The following is a 22,449-nucleotide window of genomic DNA, read 5'->3' on the forward strand; positions in this document are numbered from 1 at the left end:
CTATATGAAACAAAGTAATTTAAAGTATTCATGTCTCATTGCTGTTCTGTACTTCGGGATGAACGTCAATGCGCAGACAGCTCCCAAAGATACTGTTGCAAAAGAGCAGAAGATCGAGGAGGTGGTTCTGATAGGATATGGATCTCAGAAGAAAGAGAACGTGACCGGAAGTATCGGTATGGTTTCAGCAAAAGACCTTGCTGATAAGCCAAATGCCAATCCGATAAGTTCAATACAAGGTAGATTATCAGGTGTACAGGTTTTAAATTCCGGAACTCCGGGAAGCTCTCCAAGAGTAGACATCAGAGGAATTGGTTCCCTTACGGGTAAAACAGTATTTATTGTTGATGGGATGATCACGGATGATATTTCTTTCCTTGGTCCTCAGGATATTGAATCTATGAGTGTATTGAAAGATCCTTCCAGTTTAGCAATCTTCGGAGCAAGAGCGGCTAACGGAGCCGTTATTATTAAAACAAAAACAGGAAGAGGGAAGCCGATATTCAATTTCAATTCTTATTTAGGAATTAAGAAAGTTACCAATGTTCCTAAAATGACTAATTCTGATCAGTATATTGAGCTTTATAATGAAAAGCTGATGAATGATAACGGAAATCTTAACGGAGCAATTTCCAGAGCTAATTTTCCTGCTGATACAGATTGGTTTAAGGAAATTTTCAGAACAAGTATTATTAATTCTAATGACTTCTCAGCTTCCGGAAGTTTAGGAAAGCTTAATTATTATGCAAGCATAGGAAACTTACAGGATGAAGGTAATATTGCTGCAGGGCAAGGTATTAATTCTGGATCAGGATTTAACAGGCTTAATACAAAATTAAATCTTAGTTATAAGATTACTGATAACCTTACTGTTGGGAATAATTTTACATTCTCTAAAATGCGTACCGATCAGGCAAAAAATCCTTTATTGAATGCTTATAATGCTCCTCCTATTTTTCCTGTTATGAATCCAGGTACAGGAGATTATCAGTTCTTTAATGGGTATTCTATTCCTAACTCACGAGCGGTATTAGATCTATATCGTTCTCAGAACAGACAGGAAAGATTATTGAATAATGTTTGGGCAGAATATAAATTCTTGAAGGACTTTACTTTAAGAGTAAGCTATACAACAGATAATTATAATACAAATCTTTACGAATATACTCCTACATTTAATTATGTTCCAGTTTCTGATCAGAAACCTAATAAGTTGATTACAAGAGATTCAAGAAATAGAAATTATATTTGGGACAATACATTAAGCTGGAAAAAATCATTAGGGGATCATAACCTTGAAATTCTTGCCGGTTTTTCAAGAACAAGAAATTCTTATTCTCAAACTTATTTAGAAGCACTTAACGTTAATTATGACGGAACTAATGCTTCCATGAATATTTTCAATGGGACTAATATTATTATGATCGACAAGGATGTAGAAGGTTATGATGTAGTACCTTATCAGGACAGAATTGAATCTATGTTCGCCAGAGTGAACTATGATTATAAAGGAAAATATTTAGTAAATGGTTCTGTTCGTAGAGATGGAACTTCGAAATATTCATCAGGAGACAGACACAGGATATTCCCAGCAGTAAGCGCTGGATGGGTAATTTCCAAAGAAAACTTTATGAGCAATCAGAATGTATTTAGTCTTTTGAAGTTAAGAGCCAGTTGGGGGAAATTGGGTAATCCTGATGTGACAAGGGCATATACGTTAAGAACTACAATCCTTAAAGAGGGAGCATATTATGGTAATTCAGGAGCCCCTGCACAGACTATTGATAGAGTAATTGATCCAAATATCGGTTGGGAAACTACAACGGGTAGAGATATCGGCTTAGAAATGGGCTTATTCAATAATAAATTGAAAATTGATGCAACCTATTTTGATAAAGATACCAAGGATGTAGTATATGGTGTTACACAAGGAACAGTTTCAGGCGCAAGCAACTGGAAAAACTATATTACAAATGCCTATTCATTCAATAACAGAGGTTTTGAAGTTTCTGTAAATTATGATACGAAAATTTCTGATAAAGTAAAACTAGGGGTATATGGTAACTTTACCACTCTTAAAAATAAAATTACATCCGTATATCAAGGTTCCTATCTTGAAACAGGAGCAAGTTTATTTGGAAACTCTATTGTAAGATTACAAAACGGACAGCCTGTAGGAGCTTATTATGGATATGAGGTAACAGGAGTATTTCAAACTGACGCAGAAGCTGCAGCATCAGGTCAGACTGGAGCTAAAGCAGGATGGCTTAAATTTGCTGATATGGATGGGAACGGAATTATTGATACCAGAGATAAAACGTTCTTAGGAAGTCCAATTCCGAAAGGAACGTATGGTTTCGGAGTTAATTTAAATGTTTATGATTTTGACATTGCTGTAGACTTTCAGGGAGTATTTGGAAATAAGATCTATAATTACAATCGTGAACAACGTTACGGAAATGAAAACTGGGATCTTGATTTCTACAATAATAGATGGAGAGGTGCAGGAACATCCAACGCATATCCAATGACCACCAACAACCAGTCTATTATTCTTCCAAGTAGTTTCTTTGTAGAAGATGGAAGCTATTTCAGAATCAGAAATATTACAGTAGGATATAATTTACCTAAAGACTTCGCAAAATCTTTATTGCTTACCAAATTCAGACTGTATCTAAGTGCTCAGAACCCTTGGACAAGTTTTAAATATAATGGATTCTCTCCAGAGATCATGAATACAGACAGAGTGCAAATGGGGGTTGATAATAATATTTATCCAATTTCAGCCATTTATACAATCGGTATGAACTTAACATTTTAATTAGAAAAACATGAAAAAAATATTTTTATCCATCGCCTTATTTTCACTTGTGATAAGTTGTAAAGACGATTATCTGGATATAAAACAGGAAGGAGTAACAGAAGCAGAGTCCTTTTTCAAAACTCAGGAAGATGCTATGCAGGCAACCAATGCTATTTATGTGTTTTTAAGAAGTTGGGAAAATTCTGCATTCCCTTATCAGTTTGTTTTTGGAGTGCCGGCAGATGACGTTGTGAAAGGGTCTAACCCCGGTGATGCTTCCTTTATTAATGCTTACGACAAATTTACTTATACCGTAAGTGATGATGGAGTTAGAGGGTACTGGATTGGACAATGGCAAGCGGTAAACAGATGTAACCAAGTAATTACAAATGTTCCAAAAATTGATATGGATGCCACTTTAAAAGAAAGATTGATTGCTGAAGCAAAAATGCTGAGGGCTTATTTTTATTTTAACTTATTGAGAATCTACGGTGGGGTTCCTATCTTTGATGGAATTCCTTCTACTTATACAGTTCCTAGAAACTCAGCCGAAGAAGTGTATAACTTTATTATTTCGGATCTTACCAATGCGTCGCAAATCTTGCCTCAAACCTATGCAGCGGCTGATCTTGGACGAGTTACCAAAGGAGCCGCTTTAGGATTGCTTTCAAAAGTGTATTTATATAAAAAAGATTGGCAGAAAGCATATGAAACCTCTAATCAGGTAATGAGTATGGGGTATGATCTGGATCCCGATTTCAATCATTTATTCAGAATTGCAGGAGAATTTGGAAAGGAATCTGTATTCGAAGTGAACTGTGAGTGTTCTACTCAATTCGGAGGAAGTCAGTATGCTGAAGTACAGGGAGTAAGAAATCAGTTTGGTTGGGGATTCTTTACTCCTTCTCAGGCATTGGAAAATGCATTTGAGTCGGGGGATATCAGAAAAGAGCTTACAATTCTTAGAAATGGCGAAACAACTCCGGAAGGAGATCTTATAGCAATGGGAGATCCAAATTCTGTAACAACATTCAACCAAAAAGTATATGTTCCAAAAGCTTTGAACAATAGTGCATGTGCTTATGGTTCAAGACAGAATATCAGAATTTTAAGATTTGCAGAAATTCTTTTAATCAATGCAGAAGCAGCTAACGAATTGGGTAATACTGCTACAGCAATTACTAATCTTAACAGAGTGAGAACAAGAGCTCAATTGGCAGGAACTACAGCTGCAACACAAGGAGCATTGAGAACAGCAATCTGGCATGAGCGTAGAGTAGAACTTGCTATGGAAGGTGACCGTTTCGTAGACCTGGTAAGAACAGGGCAGGCCGCAACAGTTCTTGCCTCTTATGGTTTCAAAGCTGGGAAGAATGAATTATTCCCGATTCCATTAGATGCAATGAATGCAAGTTTAGGATTGTTTACACAAAACCCAGGCTATTAAAATATAACATAAACTTTAGAGGAGAATGAAAGTTCTCCTCTTCTTTTAGTAGAATCACGTAAAAAAAAGAAATCATGAAAAGGATCGTATTGTCAATTGCTGTTACCTCTCTGTTTTTTGCATATTCATGCAAAAATGCCAATATTCAGAATCAGGAAACCCAGACGGGTAAAATGGTAAATTCTGATATTACAGACGAGCAGCTCATGGACAGAGTGCAGAAAGATGCCCTCAAGTATTTCTGGGACTATGCAGAACCGAAGTCAATGCTGGGAAGAGAGCGGTATCATGAAGATAATATTTATCCTGATAAAGATAAACACGTGATCACTACCGGCGGTTCAGGATTTGGACTCGCAACAATTCTGGTTGGTGTGGAAAGAGGATTTGTCCCAAGGAAGGAAGCTGTAAAAAGACTTTCCCATATGATGGACTTCCTTGCAAAAGCCGACCGTCATAAAGGAGCATGGTCCCATTGGATCAATGGAGAGACAGGTAAGACCGTTCCTTTTGGCAAAAAAGATAATGGAGGAGATCTCGTGGAAACCGCATTCCTTACTTCAGGAATACTCATGGTCCGTGAATATTTTAAAAACGGAAATACAGAAGAAAAAGCATTGGCTGCAAAATGTGATGAGCTCTGGAAAGGAATTCAGTGGAACTGGTATACAAAAGGAGGTGAAAAAGTCCTTTACTGGCACTGGTCACCGGAATATCAGTGGGAAATGAACTTTCCTCTCGAAGGCTATAATGAATGTCTGATCACTTATATTTTAGCAGCTTCTTCACCTACTTATTCCATTGATGCTGAAACCTATTATAAAGGATGGACCAGAAACGGAACCTACCTTACAGACAAAACAAAATACGGATTGCCTCTGTATGTAAAGCATAACTATGCCGAAGAATATGGCGGTCCATTGTTCTGGGCACAATACTCTTATATCGGACTTGACCCGACAGGATTATCCGATAAGCTGGTAAAAAATTATTTTGATATTAATAAAAACCAGACACTTATCGATTATCAATACTGTGTAAAAAATCCGAAGCAGTGGAAAGGTTATGGACCAGACTATTGGGGATTAACAGCCGGCTATACAAGAAATGAAAATGGAAGCACAGGATATACAGCCCATATGCCAAGTAATGACAATGGAGTAATAACACCCACAGCAGCATTGAGCAGTTTTCCATACACACCAAAAGAATCCATGAATTTCCTGAGGTTTATCTATACCCAAAAACCTGAATTCATAGGATCTGCCGGACCTTATGATGCAACATCCATTCATTACAGCAATTGGTTTACACCAAGATATCTGGCCATTGATCAGGGAACAATAGCTCCAATGATTGAAAACTACAGAACAGGATTCCTGTGGAAACTGTTTATGAATGCCCCGGAAATTCAGCAGGGATTAAAAAAACTGAGTTTCCAGTCCTCAAAATATGGAATAAAATAATTTTAAATAAGCCTCTTTGAATTTCAGATATTAATAAAAAGTTTAGCCGATCATTTAAATACAATAATCTGCTCAATCTGAAAGATCTGCGAGAAAAAACAATATGCAGCAGCTATATACATTCAATAGAAACGGGCTTTAGCCCGTTTAAAATAAATAAAACCAAATCCAGGGCTTTAGCCAAAACCTATAGCATTATGAAATTAAAACATATTCCCCTTTTATTATTGCCGTTTTCATTGCAGTTGAATGCCCAGGAAATAAAAGGAGAGCTTAACAAAGAAATTAAAAGAACGGAAAAAATCTCTTATATTCTGGATTATCCCCAGAATACCAAAGGCAACGTTCCATTGATTGTCTTTCTTCACGGTTCCGGAGAAAGAGGAAATAACCTTGAACTGGTAAAAGCGCATAGCCCGTTTACTTATAAGAATCTGATCAAGGAACCTGTAGCTATTCTCGCACCCCAATGCCCTGCAGATAGCTGGTGGGATACCGTTACAGTGCATAATTTAATAAAAGAAATTCAGAAAAAATATAAGATAGACCCTTCAAGAATCTACCTTACAGGACTTTCTATGGGAGGATGGGGTACTTTGAAGCTGGCGATGGAGCACCCTGAAATGTTTGCAGCAGTAGTTTCAGTCTGCGCTCCTACGGATCAGGTAATGATGGCTAATATTAATAAATTTAAAGATTTGAATATGAAAATATTCCATGGAGGGATGGATGATATTGTACTGCCGGAAAATGCTTTCAAATTTTACCAGAAACTTCATCCGGTAAACTCAACTGCAGAACTGGTCATATTCCCGAATGATAATCATAACTCATGGGATTCCACTTATTCAAATCCTCAGCTGTATGAATGGATGCTGTCTAAAAAGAAAGAAAAAAATAAATAATGATTGACCTTGACGAGATATTTATAGAAAGCTTTAGCGGAAATAAAAAGAATATCCGTGAGGTTCATCGTTTTCAGAATGGAGACCTGGTAGCTTCTGCCTTTTTTGAAAACTTAAAAAAAATCAGAGATCTGAACTTTAAAGATCCTGAAAGATTTGAAACAATATATGAGCATCATGAACATTATTATTTGCAACAGGTTTATGATCGTTCCAAAAATATTACAGGATGTAGCATTTCCATTAAAAATCCATTTAAAGGACCGGATCAATTTGAAACTTATGCTTTGATGTCTAAAGAATGGCTGGAAAAGAATATCGAAGAAGAAAACGGCCTGACAAAGTTTATCATTTTGAAAGCAGATAACGACGAAATCAGTTATACATTCAGGGGAGAAAGGCTTACAGAAGTGATTTTTGATATCAAAGGATATGAAGACTCTTATCATATCACTACGGTTTACAGTGAAGATCAAAAAACATGTCACGTCTGGAAAAAATATATCAATGCTGAGTATCCTACAGTCATGAAAACTTATGAATTTACGGATAATATGGTTATGGAAAGAGAAGGTGACCGGATTAAATATATCGTCTCTGATGAAACAGATCGGGTGATAAGAATTGGTGATTTTCTATATAATGAAGAAAAACTGCATTTGTTTAAACACTATATGCAAACCGAAGATCAAGACACATTCAGTAAAATAATGAAACATATTCATCTTGAAATTTTCAATTATGATGAATTTGACAACCTTACATTACATGAGACATCATCTTACCGTCCGGATTTTTCTAAAGATCGCCTTACCCCTCACCTTGAAGAAATTGAATATTTTGACCAATACAATATTCATTACGGAAGTGTGTACTGCAAAACAAAAGACGATTATGATGATTACTCGGGGGGAGAAAACAGATTGGAATACCTTGAAGGAAGAGTGAACGAATATAATAAAAAAGATGAGCTTATTGCCATACACTATATCGAAAATGAAAAGAAAACCCATGCAGAATTTTTCTCACCCACCAATTTTTCCACCGAAAAATATGATGAATACGGAAATACTATAGAATGGTATACGGAGAATAAAATCACGAATACTACTGAAACCATCAAGCAGGAAATCATTTATCAGTGAAAGCTGCTTACCGGTCACAATGAAATTGAAGAAACTAACTTGTAATTAAGCAATAAAATACAAAACAATAATAATAAGAAGATCGATTTATGAAAAAGTTAATTGTACTTGCAACCTTAGCACTTTCACCCGTGTTTTCCGCTCAGGAAATGGTGGATAAACCGGTTCAGGCCTATCAGACCGCTCAGTATCAGGCTAAAAAGAAAGCCTTTGTAGACAATCTTTTATCTAAAATGACTTTGGATGAGAAGATTGGTCAGCTGAACCTGCCAACTTCAGGAGACTTTACAACAGGCCAGGCCCAGAGTTCCGATATCGGAAAGAAAGTGGAACAGGGGCTGGTAGGAGGGCTGTTCAATATAAAAGGAGCAGATAAAATAAAGGCCGTTCAGAAAGTAGCTATTGAAAAAAGCCGTCTTAAAATCCCTTTGATCTTTGGTATGGATGTAATTCATGGCTACGAAACTACCTTCCCAATACCTCTAGGACTTGCTGCGTCATGGGATATGAACCTTGTACAGCAGTCTGCAAGGGTAGCAGCTAAAGAAGCCGCATCTGACGGGATCAACTGGACATTTTCGCCAATGGTGGATATTTCCCGTGAACCGAGATGGGGAAGAGTTTCCGAAGGTTCCGGAGAAGATCCGTACCTGGGAAGCGAAATTTCTAAGAACATGGTATACGGATACCAGGGCAAAGATCTGGCAAACGGAACCAATATACTCGCTTGTGTAAAACACTTTGCACTGTATGGAGCCGGTGAAGCAGGTCGTGATTATAATACAGTGGATATGAGCCATGTAAGAATGTTCAACGAATATTTTCCACCCTATAAAGCCGCTGTAGATGCAGGGGTAGCCTCTGTAATGGCTTCTTTCAATGAAGTGGATGGCGTTCCGGCAACAGGTAGCAGATGGCTGCAGACCGAAGTATTGAGGAACCAATGGAAATTCAAAGGTTTTGTAGTGACTGATTATACCGGGATCAACGAGATGGTAGAACATGGAATGGGAGATTTGCAGCAGGTTTCTGCTTTGGCATTGAAAGCCGGAGTGGATATGGATATGGTAGGAGAAGGTTTTTTAACAACCCTTAAAAAATCTCTTTCTGAAGGTAAGGTGACCCAGGCTGAAATTGATGCTGCAGCGAAAAGAATTCTTGAAGCAAAATATGATCTGGGATTATTCGACAATCCTTACAAACATGGAGATGCAAAACTGGCTGCAAAAGAAGTTTACAACATGGAAAACCGTAACATTGCGAGAAATGTTGCAGCCCAGTCTATGGTTTTACTGAAAAATGAAAACCAGGTACTCCCTTTGAAAAAAGCAGGAACAGTAGCGGTAATAGGCCCATTGGTCAACAATTCTCTGAATATGGCCGGAACCTGGAGTGTTGCTACCAAACATGCGATCTCTGTTAATTTAATGCAGGGATTACAGGCAAACTATGGTAAAGAGGTGAAATTCCTTTCTGCTAAAGGAGCGAACATTGATTATGATGCCAAGCTGGAAGATATCTATGCCGCTCACGGAAAGAAAACAGACCGTGATAACCGTTCAAAAGAAGAATTATTAAAAGAAGCGGTTGACGTAGCCAATAAAGCAGATGTGATCGTTCTGGCTATCGGCGAATCTGCAGAAATGAGCGGAGAATCTTCTTCCAGAACAGAAATTACAATTCCTCAGTCTCAGGTAGACCTATTAAATGAGCTGAAGAAAACCGGAAAACCTATTGCGATGGTGCTTTTCACGGGTCGTCCATTGGCTCTTACCAATGTAAAAGATACTCCTGATGCTATTCTGAATGCCTGGTTTGCAGGATCTGAAGCAGGAAATGCGATTGCTGATGTCCTGTTCGGGAAAGTAAACCCGTCAGGAAAACTGCCGATGACCTTCCCAAGAAGCCTGGGGCAGGTTCCTATCTATTATAATGCTAAAAATACAGGCCGTCCGCTGAGCCAGGATAAAGTAGATAAATGTACGTACGAAAGATTCCGTTCCAATTATATGGATGAATGCAATACACCATTATATTCTTTCGGGTACGGATTAAGCTATACGAAATTTAATTATTCTGATATCACGGTTTCCAATGCCAATCCGAAAGGAAATCAGACTGTTCAGGCATCTGTTACCGTAACCAACAGCGGAAACTATGACGGAGCTGAGGTAGTTCAGCTGTACATCAGAGATATGGTGGGAAGCATTACAAGACCGGTAAAAGAACTGAAAGGTTTCCAGAAAGTATTTTTGAAAAAAGGAGAGTCAAGAAAAGTAACCTTTGATATTACCCCTGAAAATCTGAAATTCTATAACGGAGATCTGAAGTATGATTGGGAAGCGGGAGAATTTGATATCATGATCGGTACAAACTCTGAGGAAGTAAAACATTCAAAAGTCAACTGGACAAAATAACTCAGGGATAAACTTTTTAATATATTTATAAACAAAAGCCTTGTCAGATGATCATGACAAGGCTTTGTTATTTGGAAATGCATTTTATCTCTTAATGATCTTATCGGTAAACGTCTGACGGTCTGTTTTGATCTGAATAACGTAGGTGCCTTTAATCATATTCTTTAGGTCTATAGAGTTTTCTCCTTTTCTGAAAACCCCTGATTGTATCTTCTGGCCCGAAACTGAAAAAACAGAATACTCCAGCAGATCTTCCGGGCTCTCTATAAATACTTTATCATCTGCCGGGTTGGGGAATAATGTAAAACGGTTGCTCTGCAATGGATTTTCACGGGTCGAAAGCAGGGAACAGTCAGAAGTAACCAATACTGTATTATTAAGCGTCTGTTTTACCTTGATGCCATAAGGTGAATTCACATCATCTACGCAGAAACCTCTTAGCTGTGGCATAAACTGATAGTCCATGTTCGTAAGCCATGTCATATTATGATTATTGCCATTTTTCATGTTAATGTACTGCACCTGCTGATTAGACATAAAGTCCGCATAGGTAAGATTATGATTATTGCTTAGGTCTATAGCGGTAAAGAGATTATTGGCACTGTGAAAATTTTTCAGTTTCACCAAAGGAGCAAGATTTAAACTGGTGATATAGTTATTGCTGAAACTTAAAGTATGTAAATTGGCATTATTCGTAAAATCTAAATGCGTTAATGAAGAATTGTTGGCATTAAGCTCTTTCAAAAGAGTGAGATTAGACAAATCTATACCCCCTGAAAAATCACAGTGATCTATTGCCAGATATTTTAATAAAGGATTGTTGCTGAGATTCAGGGAAGTTATTGCCGTTGCCCCGATATTCAGCATACTTAAAACCGGATTCATGCTTACATCTATGGATGGGAGATTGCTGTTTCCGCCTAAAGTTAATATTTTAAGCATTGGATTTTGAGTAACATTCAAAGAAGTCAGGCTCGTGGGTGAATTGGGATTTTGTTGGATGACCAGGGTTTCCAATAAAGGATTCTGGGACACATTAAGTGTATTGGGACTGCTGTGATTAAGCCATAATGTTTTTAAAACAGGATTTTGCGTCACATCTAAAGTGCTAACCCCTCCAATGCCATATTCACCGGCTATAAAAAGTTCTTCGAGCAGAGGCTTATTGGTCAGATCTATTGCAGCGCCATGCGATAACGTTACAGTAAGCTTTTTCAATTGCGTTAAGCCTGTAAGGTTGATCGATGGTATGGCGGCACCATCGATCATGATAGTGGCTAAGTGTATACTTTGGCTGAAATTGACAGGGGAAGAAACAGGATTCTTTCTTATAACAAAAGTCTCCAGATTGGTAAATGCCTCTATTCCGTCAAGATTGGTGATGCCATAATTAGTATCAATCATGATGAGCGTAGCATTCTGAGCCTCCGAATTAGAAATTTCTCCATCAACGTTGGCATCGTGGTAGGGCAGTAAAGCATTTTTAAAATTGATGTCCGTGAAACTCACATTTTGTGAAAAAAATAAGGCAGATGTCAATAGAAAAATTGCAGAGTAGATTTTTAATTTCATGAATATTAGTTTTGTGGTTATTTTTTCTCTAAATGTAGAAATATTGTTTCAAATGGCAAATAATAGTTTTATTTTTATCATATTTATTTCTTTTTGAGAAAAATATTCCTAATTTTTATAAATATTTAGTATTATAATAACAACTTGTGGAATCGCTATAAATAGAAGTTACTCGAAAAGACTTTTTTTTCAATCCTTTGGCATGGTTTTTATTAATACCACTCGCAATTATCATAATAGACAAACAACATGAAAAAAACGATTGTATTCAGCGCAATGTTCCTTGGTTCCTTAGCTTTCGCACAGACAACACCGGTTTTAGGTGGCGATAAAGATGCACACGGGTGTATTGGTTCAGCAGGATATACCTATTCACAAGTTAAGAAAGATTGTGTACGTACTTTTGAACAGAAGATCAAATTAAAAGAGGTTGCTTCAAAAGGTGATTACATTGCAGCCGTTATTTTCAGTAAAGACATGAAGAAAGCTGAGGTTTTTGTTAAAGACGCAGAAGGAGGAAGCATTGTTCTTACCAGAGCAGGAAAAGCGAAAGCATGGAAAAAAGACGGATATGTACTGGTTCCTTTCAAAAAAAGCGGATATCAGCTTAAAAAGGACAATGTTGTTATCTATCAGTAAACCCAGAATGTAAAAAGATTTAAGTCACCCGGAAGGGTGATTTTTTTTGTGATACCAATAAGGTTCATCTGAACAAAATAAAAAATATGCGATTAGAAATAATGATTTTTGCAGCTAAAAATGAAATTAATATCTTTATTTTGTGAAATACTTTTACCAATTGAAAACATTAATAATTTAAATATGAAAAAACCAATTTTATTTACTACGATGTTCCTTGCCTCTTTAGCTTTTGCTCAACAAAAAACTCCGGTTTTGGGTGGGGACAGGGATGTTCATGGATGTATCAACTCTGCAGGTTATACCTATTCTCAGATCAGAAACAACTGTGTAAGGGTTTTCGAACAGAAAATCAAATTAAAGGAAGTGACCTCAGATAAAAGCTCTGCTACAATGACGGCTGTTATTTTCAGTAAAGATATGAAACGGGCTGAAGTCTTTATCCCGGAAGGAATGGCAAAAAGCATTATTCTTGAAAGAGAAGGAAAAGCTAAAATATGGAAAAGCGGAAGCTATATTAAAGAAACCTATGTTTTAATACCTTATAAGAAAAGCTACCGGATTAAGAAAGATGATGTAGTCATCTATCAATAAAATCAAATATCAGAAAATAAGAGCCACCCGGAAGGGTGGTTTTTTTCGTGAATGAACTTCGTGAGTAGAATATTCCTGTAGAAAAATATTTTAAATGCAAGTTGTATAAAATGAGTTAATTATATTTTATTTATTAGAAAAATATGTATATTGGTAATACCAAATTAAAGCAGAATCCGAAAAGCATATAGAGTAGGAAAAAATCAAAAAATGTTATCATGAAAAACTTAAGAAAACTTTCAAAAAAAGAATTGAAAACAGTTCAGGGAGGGATCCCGATGTGTCTGCCAGGATATTTCTGGTGTTCATTTGTAAAAAAATGTATTCCTGTAGGATCACCTTGCGGACTTATTGATTAAATCTTCCGGAATAATAATGAAGAACAGGCTATCTCAAAGAAAAGATAGCCTGTTTTTATTAATATATAAAGCATTGTATATCCATAGCCACAGAATCCGCTCGCAGATCAGACAGATTACGCAGATTTTCATTCTTTGTGTAATGTTGGGAACTGAAAAACAATACTTATAAAATAAATAGCATTCAATTTTATCGGAGATAAAATCTTAGCGCCTTAAAAACACAATAAATTAAACAATAGGGCCTTAGCGTTTTTCCAACAATATTCGTCTATCATTGGCAACATAATCCGCTCGCAGATTAAGCTGATTACGCAGATTTTCAATCTTTGTGTAATGTTGGGAACTGAAAAACAATACTTATAAAATAAACAGCATTGAATTTTATCTGAGATAAAATCATAGCACCTTAAAAACACAATAAAGTAAACAATAGGGCCTTAGCGTTTTTCCAACAATATTCGTCCATCATTGGCAACATAATCCGCTCGCAGATTAAGCTGATTACGCAGATATTCATTCTTTGTGTAATGTTGGGAACTGAAAAACAATACTTATAAAATAAACAGTATTCAATTTTATCGGAGATAAAATCTTAGTGCCTTAAAAGCAGAATAAAGTAAACAATAGGGCCTTAGCGTTTTTCCAACAATATTCGTCCATCATTGGCAACATAATCTGCTCGCAGATTAAGCTGATTACACAGATTTTTCATTATTTCATGCATTCTATATTATCTGTAACAACTTCAATAATATAATATAATCAAAGGCAGCAGCAATACATCATAAAGATTAAAAATCATAAAAACAGTATTTTTATCTCTCACTGAAAAACCGTATTTTTGTACATCTAAAAAGTAAAAGAACGAATGAATTCCTACAAAAATCCATTGGAAGAGCGCTATTCCAGTGAAGAAATGTTGTTTAATTTCTCACACAATAACAAATTCCGTACCTGGAGAAAGCTTTGGATCGCTTTAGCTGAGATCGAAAAAGATTTAGGTCTTGAGATTACAGACGAGCAGATCGCTGAATTAAAAGCCAATGCTGAGAATATCGATTTCGATAAAGCAGCAGAATACGAAAAGAAATTCCGTCATGATGTAATGGCTCACGTTCACACCTATGGTGATGTAGCGCCTTCTGCAAAAGGAATTATTCACTTGGGGGCTACTTCAGCTTTTGTAGGAGATAATACAGATTTAATTCAGATCCGTGACGGACTTTTAATCCTGAAGAAAAAGTTGGTGAATGTAATGAAAAATTTGGCAGACTTTGCCATTCAGTACAAAGACCTTCCAACATTAGGATTTACGCACTTCCAGCCGGCTCAGTTGACAACCGTAGGAAAAAGAGCAACACTTTGGCTGCAGAGTTTGGTTCTTGATATTGAAGAATTAGACTTCTTCCTTGAAACCCTTCGCTTCAGAGGAGTAAAAGGAACTACAGGAACTGCTGCAAGTTTCCTTGAATTATTCAACGGGGATTATTCAAAAGTTAAACACTTAGATAAAGAACTTTCCAAAAGATTCGGTTTTGAAAAAGTCTTCGGAGTTTCCGGACAGACTTACGATAGAAAGATTGATGCTAAAGTTGTGGCTTTATTAGGAAATATCGTTCAATCTGCCCATAAATTTACCAACGATTTACGTTTACTTCAGAACCTTAAGGAAATTGAAGAGCCATTCGAGAAAAACCAGATCGGTTCATCAGCAATGGCCTACAAGCGTAATCCAATGAGAAGCGAAAGAATCGGGGCATTGGCAAAATATGTGATGTCTCTCACAACAAGTTCTGCAATGGTAGCTTCTACACAGTGGTTCGAAAGAACATTGGACGACTCTGCGAACAAAAGATTAACAATTCCTCAGGCGTTCCTTGCTGTTGATGCCATCTTACTGATCTGGAACAACATTATGAACGGAATTGTAGTATATCCGAACAGAATCAACAAACATATTGAAGAAGAACTTCCTTTCATGGCTACAGAATATATTATCATGGAAGAAGTGAAAGCCGGTGGTGACCGTCAGGAAATTCACGAAGTGATCAGAGTACATTCTATGGAAGCTTCCAAGAAAGTAAAAGAAGAAGGAAAAGAAAATGACCTGATCGAAAGAATCTTAAACGATGACTCTTTAAAACTGGATAAATCAAAGTTAAAAGAAGTCTTAGATCCGAAGAACTTTATCGGGTTTGCACCGATTCAGACAGAAGAGTTTGTCAAGAATGAAGTGCAGCCGATTATAGACCAGAATAAAGATTTGATAGGATTAGAAGCTGATCTTAAAGTATAAAACAGTATGCAGCCTTTTGGGCTGCATATTTTATTTTTAACCTGCCATGAACAAAGTCCTTTTATTGATTGCAATGATTCCCGTGCTGGCTTTCTCTCAGAAGCAAGAAGATTTGAGATATTTTATTTCCAAAGACAGTTTGGTAGGGGTTAAAAACCAGGCTGGAAAAATCATCATTCCGGCAGAATTTAAAGATTATACAGGAATCAAAGACGGAGAATCAGTACCGGAAGGAATCGGAAATGAAACTATTCTCTTTGCTGGTGGGAAAAGAAATGACAAATATGAAAAAAATACCTTTGGATATGTTTATGACAGAAAAGGTAATTTTTTATACAGGCCCTATTTATTTGATAACGGTGCAGATTATTTTTCAGAAGGACTGAGAAGATTTGTGAAAAATGGAAAAATAGGATTTGCAGACCGTAATGGAAAAACGATCATTCAGCCCAATCATGACTTTGCTGCCTCTTTTAATTACGGATATTCCGTGTTCTGTGATGACTGTGACTGGGAAAAAACAGATGATGAACATCCTGCAATAGTAGGCGGAATATGGGGAGTGATGAATATCAAAGGTGAAACTGTTCAGCCGCTTTCAAAGCATTCCGGGAAAGATATTGACATTGATGGGAAATATTACCCATATTCATTTCAATACAGTGGAAAAGAAAAAAATATTCTTCAATTCTTTGAAAAATACAATAAGATCATTTCAGCAGTTCATTATGTGAATGTCTATAATGAAATGTCCGAAGAGGAAAAAAAACTGCTTTTTGAAATTGTAGAAAGACCACAGGAAAATTTTCCGTATTATCAGATCAATACTTATGATAACGGCAAAAGAAACTTAGCAGCATTTGATGACCTGAAGTTTTTTGTGTCAGAAGACGGAAAAAAAGTTTTTACTATAAATTATGAAGATAAAATGATTCCTTTTGAAAAATGGCTCAAAGAGGAAATCAGACAAGCAGAAGAGTACCAGAAAAAACATTCTAATAACCCGAATAAATTCAAAAACACTCCAAATTAAACTTAATGAGAAAAAATATACTTGTATTTATCTTAGCTTTAGCTTTTGTAAAGAACTATGCACAAAGTGAGAAAAAAGTATACTCAATCATAGATGCAGCTGCTCAGAAAGTAGCCAAAGAATCTAAAGCATATTCTGTTTCTGTCGGAATACTCAAAGACGGAAAAGTTTATACCGGACACTATGGTGAAATAGACAAAGGAAAAGGGAATAAGGCCAATGATAATACTTATTTCGCCATCGCTTCCGTTACCAAGCTTTTTACAGGTCAGTTGCTGGCCCAGGCAGTTCTGGAAGGGAAAGTAAATCTTGATGATGACGTACGTAAATACCTTAATGGATCTTACCCTAACTTAGAATATAATGGTGTCCCTATAAAAATAAGAAACTTAATCTCTTACGAAACCGCACTTCCAAGAAACCTTCCTAATGATGATGAATTAAGGAAAAATATGACGGATGAGACTCCTTTTCTTTATGAGAAGCTCAATAAAGGATATACAAAAGAAGACTTTAAAAAAGATCTTGCTGCGGTTACATTAAAGATGGAACCAGGTAAAGAATATCAATACAGCAATTTAAGCCTTGAGTTGGCTGGTCTCATGCTGGAAAATATTTACGGAAAAAGCTATGAAACCCTTTTGAAAGAAAATATATTTTCAAAAGCTGGAATGAACCATACCAAACTGGAACTTGATACAAATGAAGTTCAGGCTAACGGATATCATGAAAATTATCGTCTGATGCCCGTTTCGCAAAGCCTTTTATGGGGAGCAGGCGGTTCGAAAACCCAATCTACAATGGGAGATATGATGAAGTTTTTAAAAGAAGAGCTGAATCCGCAAGATAAGATAGTTCAGGAGTCCCAAAGAAATATTGACAATAGTAAAGAAGACTGGTACGGATATTTTTGGGATAAATATTTTATTACCGAATACGGTAAAACAGGGTTTAAACACGGAGGATCTTATGGAATAAATACCTTGTTTATCGTATATCCTGAGCTGAATATAGGTGTTTGTATGATTGTCAATATCAATGGACCCGAAACATTTTCCTCAATTTATAATGGTACCATGCGTTTGGTAGGTGATCTTATTGCAACCTCAGATAAAAAGGAGGTATATGGATATACGATAAAAGGAGACAAGATCGTTTTTTCTTACACACATCCTGCCAATTTAAATCCAGAGCTTCTTCATACGGTCTCATTGGTAGGAGATTTTAATAATTGGGATGCCGGGAAAAAAGAGTATCAGATGGTGAAAAAAGATAAAAACCATTACGAATTACAGCTTCCAGTGTCCGGATTTCAAAAAGGAAAAACCTATCCTTTTAGATTTGTACTGAATAAAGAGGCATGGATGGAAGCTCCTAAAAATGCGTCCAATAGTGAGGGGACCAAAGATATTAATCTGACGTTCGCATTATAAGAAAAAGAATGAGGTTAAAGAAAGTAAAAAGAGTAAATTTGTATTCCGGAATGAGGCCAATGTAGATGGAATAGTAAGTGCTCATCAGACAAAGGTTCTCTGAACTCAGAAAAGTAAAAGAAAAATAAATCTAATATTAAATAAAATCTGACATCTAATGTCTAATAACAAAAGAATTTTCGTAGAAAAAAGAGGAATTTTCGATGTTGAAAGTCCAAAAATTTTTGATGAAGTAAAAGCAGTTGTTCCGGCAATTCAAAGTGTGAAAGTCTACAATGTGTATGATATCTTCAATTTGAATGACGGGGAATTCGAAAAAGTAGTAAATAACACTTTTGTAGACCCTGTGACTGATATTTTACATACAGAAAACCCTGCAAAAAACATTCATTTCGCAATGGAGTTCCTGCCTGGTCAGTATGATCAGAGAGCAGACTCTGCACAACAATGTATTGCCTTATTGACAGAAAATGAAAAATCAAAAGTAAGAAGTGGAAAACTCATCGAATTTGAAGGCGTTTCAGAAGCTGATTTGTTGAAAATCAAAGATCTTTTGATCAATAAAGTAGAATCTCAGGAAAAAGACCTGTCTATACTGGATATTCCTGCGGATGAAACACCGTCCAAAGTTTTGATTCATGAAAACTTCATCAACTTCAATGATGCTGAACTTGAAAATTTCTATAACAATCACGGTTTTGCTTTAGGATTAGATGACCTGAAGTTTATTCAGGAATACTTTAAAACTGAAGAAAGAAACCCTACAGAAACCGAACTGAAAGTATTAGACACCTACTGGAGTGACCACTGTCGTCACACCACTTTCGAAACAGAATTGTCAGACATTCAGTTTGAAGGAAAATTCAAACATACATTGGAAACCATTTTCAATGATTATATCGAAAAAAGAAAATTCTTAGGCCGTGAGCTGAAACCTATCTCCCTGATGGATTTAGCAACAGTTTGCGGGAAGTATTTCCATAAAACCGGAAATCTGGACAATCTTGTGATTTCTGATGAGATCAACGCATGTACCATCCAGATTGAAGCAGAATACGATGGTAAAAAAGAACCGTGGTATTTATTATTCAAAAACGAAACACACAACCACCCAACAGAAATTGAACCTTTCGGAGGAGCATCCACTTGTTTGGGAGGAGCCATCAGAGACCCTTTATCAGGAAGATCTTTTGTATTCCAGGCGATGAGGTTAACAGGGGCAGCAGACGTTTTAGAATCCGTAGACAAAACACTACCAGGAAAATTACCTCAGAAAACCATTACAAAACAAGCTGCCAACGGATATTCATCTTATGGTAACCAGATCGGTCTTGCTACTACAATGGTTTCCGAAATCTATGACGAAGGGTACAAAGCCAAGAGAATGGAAGTAGGTTTCGTTACCGGAGCTGTTCCTGTAGACTGGGTAAGACGAGAAAAACCTGCAAACGGAGATTCTATCATTATTCTAGGAGGAGCAACAGGCCGTGACGGAGTAGGAGGAGCAAGCGGAAGTTCAAAAGAACAGGACGAAACTTCTATCCATACCATGAGTTCCGAAGTTCAGAAAGGTAATGCCGTAGAAGAACGTAAGATCCAGAGGTTATTCAGAAACCTTGAGCTGACGAGATTAATTAAAAAGTCAAACGATTTTGGAGCAGGAGGTGTTTCTGTAGCAATTGGTGAAATTGCAGACTCTTTAGAAGTAAATCTTGATGTATTGCCATTAAAATACGAAGGATTGAACGGGACAGAATTAGCAATTTCCGAATCTCAAGAAAGAATGGCGGTTGTAGTAGATCCGAAAGACAAAGAAAAATTCATCAAATTCTGTGAAGCTGAAAACATTGTTGCGGTAGAAGTAGCAAAAGTAACAGATTCAGGAAGAATGCAGATGTTCTGGAAAGGAGACAAAATTGTTGACCTTTCAAGAGCATTCCTTGATACGAATGGATGTTCAAAATCTCAGGAGGTAAAAATCAACCACCTGGAAGAAGTAAAAACAGAAACTAAGGCATTCAACGAAGAAAACTTCCTGAATATCCTGAAAGATAAAAACGTAGCTTCCCAAAAAGGATTATTGGAAATGTTCGATTCTTCCGTAGGTGGAACAACGGTAGCAATGCCTTTAGGTGGAAAATACCAACAAACCTTAATGGAAGGAAGTGTGCAGACATTGCCGATCTTGGGAGCAAAAGATATCAAAACGGTATCCTTAGCGAGCTGGGGATTCGATGCTGAAATCTCAAAGCAAAACTCATTATTGGGAGCATCTTACGCAGTAGTGGAAAGTGTTGCGAAGATTGTTGCCATGGGAGGTGACTATAAAAATATCAGATTGAGCTTCCAGGAATATTTCGAAAAGCTTGGTCAGGCTCCGGAAAAATGGGGTAAACCTTTAGCTTCCCTTCTAGGAGCTTATGATGCACAGATCAATCTTGGTTTAGCGGCTATCGGAGGGAAAGATTCTATGAGTGGAACCTATCAGGATCTGAATGTACCACCAACATTGATTTCTTTTGCATGTGCCAACGGAGACAAACAAAATATCATTTCTCCGGAATTTAAAGCAGCAGGAAATAAAGTATATTTCTTCAACCACATTGCTCAGGAAAGCGGCCTTCCGAACTATGATGCTTTGAAAAATGTGTACGAATTCATCTTTGAAAACATCAAATCAGGAAAAATCGTTTCTGTGAAAACCGTGAAAGACGGTGGTGTGGCAGTAGCCTTGGCAAAAATGAGTTTCGGAAACAGATTGGGAGCTGAAATCAATGCGGATGAAAACACTTTATTAGCTAAAAATATCGGTAGTTTAATCATTGAGGCTAAAGAAGAATTAAGCAATACATCTCTTCAGTTAATCGGAGAAGTGAAAGATTCAGGTATTTTAAAGATTAATAATCTTGAGTCTGACATCTTGAACCTTGTGTCTGCTTATACCGGTACTTTCGAAAACCTTTTCCCAACAGCAGAAAAAGAAAAGATTACGGTTGAAATTGATGAAAAATCAAACTCAATCAACCCTAGAAATATCATCATCAAAAAACACGGCATTGCACAGCCTAAAGTATTTGCACCGGTATTCCCGGGAACAAACTGTGAATATGATACCCTGAATGCCTTCCAGAAAGAAGGAGCTGTAGTAAGTAGCCTGCCTTTAATCAATATCAATCACCAGCTACTGGATGAAAGTATTGATGCCTGGGTAGAAGAGATAAGAACCTCTCAGATCTTAGCATTCTCAGGAGGTTTCTCAGCAGGAGACGAGCCGGATGGTTCTGCAAAATTCATTGTCAATGTTTTAAAGAACGAAAAGATGAAAAATGCAGTTCACGAATTATTAGACAGAGATGGTATGATCATCGGGATCTGTAATGGGTTCCAGGCTTTGGTTAAATCCGGACTGTTGCCTTACGGAAGAATCAAGGATCTGGATGAAAACTCTCCTACATTGGCTCACAACGCTATCAGAAGACATATTTCTCAAATGGTGACTGTAAAAGTAGTGAATGATGAAAGCCCTTGGTTAAAAGGAATGAAAGATCAGACTTTCACCATTCCGATTTCTCACGGTGAAGGCCGTTTCATGGCTTCAGAAGAAGAAATCAAAAAACTATATGAAAACGGGCAGATCGCAACCCAATACATCGATTTCGATGGAAATATAGCTCACGGAATGCCGTTCAACCCGAACAACTCATTATTCGGAATTGAAGGTGTTACCAGCCCATGTGGAAAGATCTACGGAAGAATGGGACACCCGGAAAGATTTACGGATGGTCTTATGAAAAATATACCCACTGCGAATTATCACAACATATTCAAAAACGGTGTTGAATACTTCAAATAACAATACAAGAAAAATGATCGTCATTCATGGCGGTCATTTTTCGTCTTTAGACGGTTTCTATGAAGAAGCTTCCAATGCTTTGATGAAAGATTCCGATTGGAAGATAGGAACCTTAGACGGCTTTGATGATATCCTTTACGGAGGTTTTGGAGTCTTTGAAAACAATGAGCAAATTGAGATCGTTTGGAAAGAATCACAAAAATCAAAGGAAGATTTAGGATTAAAAGCTACCCGGGAATTTTATGAAAATAAGATCAGACAGGGTAAACCTTTCAACATAAAGCTGATACAAACGAAACTGGATGATTTAATGGAAGGAAAAGGACAGACGCTGTTTGAAATTCTGGTGGAAATTATAGAATCACATGCCAATATTACACTAACCTTGAAATAAGCAATGAGTAATGAGTAGGAAGTTTACAATAGTAATACTTATTTGTTTTCAAAGCTTTCCAGCCAGCTTCATCCAATCAACTTGTTGATT

At 36.8% G+C, this 22,449-nt stretch carries 15 protein-coding genes; 14 read left to right on the forward strand and 1 reads right to left on the reverse strand.

Features of this window, described 5'->3' with window-relative positions; translation table 11 throughout:
• The first annotated feature begins 4 nt into the window (after window positions 1–4).
• The 6 genes from ACTJJF_RS02100 (at window position 5) to bglX (ending at window position 10,183) form a co-directional block, all read left to right on the forward strand.
• The gene (locus tag ACTJJF_RS02100) at window positions 5–2,821 is read left to right on the forward strand and encodes a SusC/RagA family TonB-linked outer membrane protein (RefSeq protein ID WP_440698515.1); all 2,817 of its coding nucleotides are present in this window, start codon (window positions 5–7) and stop codon (window positions 2,819–2,821) included.
• Window positions 2,822–2,831: 10 nt separating this feature from the next.
• A complete protein-coding gene (locus ACTJJF_RS02105) occupies window positions 2,832–4,250 on the forward strand; it encodes a RagB/SusD family nutrient uptake outer membrane protein (RefSeq protein ID WP_440698516.1) in 1,419 nt (472 codons plus the stop codon).
• A gap of 74 nt (window positions 4,251–4,324) precedes the next feature.
• Entirely contained in the window at window positions 4,325–5,716 is a 1,392-nt protein-coding gene (locus tag ACTJJF_RS02110) for a glucoamylase family protein (RefSeq protein ID WP_440698517.1), read from the forward strand.
• 197 nt (window positions 5,717–5,913) lie between these two features.
• Window positions 5,914–6,621, forward strand: a complete 708-nt coding sequence (locus tag ACTJJF_RS02115) for a prolyl oligopeptidase family serine peptidase (RefSeq protein WP_440698518.1) — start codon at window positions 5,914–5,916, stop codon at window positions 6,619–6,621.
• On the forward strand, window positions 6,621–7,766 hold the full coding sequence (locus tag ACTJJF_RS02120; protein ID WP_440698519.1) for a hypothetical protein: 1,146 nt from the start codon (window positions 6,621–6,623) through the stop codon (window positions 7,764–7,766). Before ACTJJF_RS02115 ends, ACTJJF_RS02120 begins: the two co-directional genes overlap by 1 nt.
• An 89-nt stretch (window positions 7,767–7,855) precedes the next feature.
• The gene (gene bglX / locus ACTJJF_RS02125; RefSeq protein ID WP_440698520.1) at window positions 7,856–10,183 is read left to right on the forward strand and encodes a beta-glucosidase BglX; all 2,328 of its coding nucleotides are present in this window, start codon (window positions 7,856–7,858) and stop codon (window positions 10,181–10,183) included.
• Between the two features lie 84 nt (window positions 10,184–10,267).
• On the opposite strand, the gene ACTJJF_RS02130 is transcribed toward bglX, so the two are convergent.
• Window positions 10,268–11,755, reverse strand: a complete 1,488-nt coding sequence (locus ACTJJF_RS02130) for a T9SS type A sorting domain-containing protein (protein ID WP_440698521.1) — start codon at window positions 11,753–11,755, stop codon at window positions 10,268–10,270.
• 249 nt (window positions 11,756–12,004) lie between these two features.
• Here ACTJJF_RS02130 and ACTJJF_RS02135 point away from each other — a divergent pair, with 249 nt between their 5' ends.
• From ACTJJF_RS02135 to ACTJJF_RS02170, 8 genes are all read left to right on the forward strand, one after another.
• Window positions 12,005–12,394 (forward strand): hypothetical protein, encoded by a 390-nt coding sequence (locus ACTJJF_RS02135; RefSeq protein ID WP_312301098.1) that lies wholly within the window; start codon window positions 12,005–12,007, stop codon window positions 12,392–12,394.
• A gap of 183 nt (window positions 12,395–12,577) precedes the next feature.
• Complete coding sequence (locus ACTJJF_RS02140; protein WP_312301095.1) at window positions 12,578–12,988, forward strand: hypothetical protein; 411 nt, start codon at window positions 12,578–12,580, stop codon at window positions 12,986–12,988.
• A gap of 218 nt (window positions 12,989–13,206) precedes the next feature.
• On the forward strand, window positions 13,207–13,347 hold the full coding sequence (locus ACTJJF_RS02145) for a bacteriocin-like protein (RefSeq protein ID WP_312301093.1): 141 nt from the start codon (window positions 13,207–13,209) through the stop codon (window positions 13,345–13,347).
• An 871-nt stretch (window positions 13,348–14,218) separates the two neighbouring features.
• Window positions 14,219–15,646, forward strand: a complete 1,428-nt coding sequence (gene purB / locus ACTJJF_RS02150) for an adenylosuccinate lyase (protein WP_440698522.1) — start codon at window positions 14,219–14,221, stop codon at window positions 15,644–15,646.
• Window positions 15,647–15,692: 46 nt separating this feature from the next.
• Entirely contained in the window at window positions 15,693–16,679 is a 987-nt protein-coding gene (locus ACTJJF_RS02155; protein WP_440698523.1) for a WG repeat-containing protein, read from the forward strand.
• A gap of 5 nt (window positions 16,680–16,684) precedes the next feature.
• Window positions 16,685–18,112, forward strand: a complete 1,428-nt coding sequence (locus tag ACTJJF_RS02160) for a serine hydrolase (RefSeq protein ID WP_440698524.1) — start codon at window positions 16,685–16,687, stop codon at window positions 18,110–18,112.
• A 157-nt stretch (window positions 18,113–18,269) separates the two neighbouring features.
• Window positions 18,270–21,965: a phosphoribosylformylglycinamidine synthase gene (locus ACTJJF_RS02165; protein ID WP_440698525.1), complete on the forward strand. Its 3,696-nt coding sequence runs from the start codon at window positions 18,270–18,272 to the stop codon at window positions 21,963–21,965.
• On the forward strand, window positions 21,946–22,359 hold the full coding sequence (locus ACTJJF_RS02170) for a ribonuclease inhibitor (protein ID WP_440698526.1): 414 nt from the start codon (window positions 21,946–21,948) through the stop codon (window positions 22,357–22,359). The genes ACTJJF_RS02165 and ACTJJF_RS02170 overlap by 20 nt, the downstream gene beginning before the upstream one ends.
• The last annotated feature ends 90 nt before the right edge of the window (window positions 22,360–22,449 follow it).

The organism is Chryseobacterium sp. 22458, from assembly GCF_052044975.1.
Classification (GTDB): domain Bacteria; phylum Bacteroidota; class Bacteroidia; order Flavobacteriales; family Weeksellaceae; genus Chryseobacterium.

Coding starts and splice junctions, on each gene's coding strand:
- ACTJJF_RS02140 (WP_312301095.1), top strand. CDS start 12,578: ATGAAAAAACCAATTTTATTTACTACGATGTTCCTTGCCTCTTTAGCT.
- ACTJJF_RS02155 (WP_440698523.1), top strand. CDS start 15,693: ATGAACAAAGTCCTTTTATTGATTGCAATGATTCCCGTGCTGGCTTTC.
- purB (WP_440698522.1), top strand. CDS start 14,219: ATGAATTCCTACAAAAATCCATTGGAAGAGCGCTATTCCAGTGAAGAA.
- ACTJJF_RS02160 (WP_440698524.1), top strand. CDS start 16,685: ATGAGAAAAAATATACTTGTATTTATCTTAGCTTTAGCTTTTGTAAAG.
- ACTJJF_RS02115 (WP_440698518.1), top strand. CDS start 5,914: ATGAAATTAAAACATATTCCCCTTTTATTATTGCCGTTTTCATTGCAG.
- ACTJJF_RS02120 (WP_440698519.1), top strand. CDS start 6,621: ATGATTGACCTTGACGAGATATTTATAGAAAGCTTTAGCGGAAATAAA.
- ACTJJF_RS02135 (WP_312301098.1), top strand. CDS start 12,005: ATGAAAAAAACGATTGTATTCAGCGCAATGTTCCTTGGTTCCTTAGCT.
- ACTJJF_RS02110 (WP_440698517.1), top strand. CDS start 4,325: ATGAAAAGGATCGTATTGTCAATTGCTGTTACCTCTCTGTTTTTTGCA.
- ACTJJF_RS02145 (WP_312301093.1), top strand. CDS start 13,207: ATGAAAAACTTAAGAAAACTTTCAAAAAAAGAATTGAAAACAGTTCAG.
- ACTJJF_RS02100 (WP_440698515.1), top strand. CDS start 5: ATGAAACAAAGTAATTTAAAGTATTCATGTCTCATTGCTGTTCTGTAC.
- ACTJJF_RS02165 (WP_440698525.1), top strand. CDS start 18,270: ATGTCTAATAACAAAAGAATTTTCGTAGAAAAAAGAGGAATTTTCGAT.
- ACTJJF_RS02130 (WP_440698521.1), bottom strand. CDS start 11,755: ATGAAATTAAAAATCTACTCTGCAATTTTTCTATTGACATCTGCCTTA.
- bglX (WP_440698520.1), top strand. CDS start 7,856: ATGAAAAAGTTAATTGTACTTGCAACCTTAGCACTTTCACCCGTGTTT.
- ACTJJF_RS02105 (WP_440698516.1), top strand. CDS start 2,832: ATGAAAAAAATATTTTTATCCATCGCCTTATTTTCACTTGTGATAAGT.